General features: G+C 61.9%; 1 protein-coding gene. It reads right to left on the bottom strand.

The genetic code is table 11. From position 1 onward, the window contains the following. Positions 1–50 precede the first annotated feature (50 nt). The coding region (locus AC5E6N_RS21545; RefSeq protein WP_491749739.1) for a mandelate racemase/muconate lactonizing enzyme family protein at positions 51–837 on the bottom strand (787 nt) is incomplete at its 5' end.

Below are 837 nucleotides of genomic sequence, written 5' to 3'. Positions count from 1 at the left end.
TCAATCAACGAGGCCATCGTCCAGCAAATTACGATCTCTCGGACAGGCTCCTAGTCAAGCGCGCTGATCCGATAGCGAGACTTCTCCAGCCAGTCGGGCCGGACCTCAACGCCCCATCCGGGCGCATCGGTCACCATCGCCTGACCGTCGACGATCCCGTAGGGCGAATGGACGAACAGGCCCTCCTGCCAGGGGTAATAGTCGGGTCCTTCTATTGAAAACTCCAGATACCTGCCAGCGTTTGGGATCGCCCGGAGGAAATGCATCGTGAACAAGGTGACCATCGACAGATTGGCGCAGTGGGACGTGCATGGCAGTCCGGCTTTTTCGCCCATGCCTGCGACCCGTAAAGCGCGGGCGAGACCGCCCAGATAGCAGATATCAGGCTGAATGATATCGACGGCCCGCATTTCGATCATATGCCGCCAGGTGGAGATGTCACAGTCCTGCTCGCCTCCGCTGACATCGATGTCGAGCGCATCGGCGACCTGCTTGGTCTGTTCGAGTTCCCAATAGGGGCAGGGCTCCTCGAAATGACCGTAGCCGTGGTCTTCCAGCATACGGCCGACCTCGATCGCCCGGGCCGGCGAATAGCAGCTGTTGGCATCGGCGAGAATGGCGGCGTCCGCTCCCAAAGCCGCGCGTATGGCCGGGATGATTTCCTCCGTACGGCCGGGCCATTCGTCCCTGCCGCGGCCGCATTCGGAACCGACGCGGATCTTGAATGCATCGAAACCCTTTTCGCCGCGCAGACGTTTCAGGCGCTCCGCCTCGTCCGCCGGCGTGATTTCCCGCTTCATCGATGAGGCGTAGGCCCGCAGCGGACCAGGCGTGCCG

The organism is Hoeflea sp. (assembly GCF_984452065.1).
This window is presented reverse-complemented; position numbering and strand designations above follow the sequence as displayed.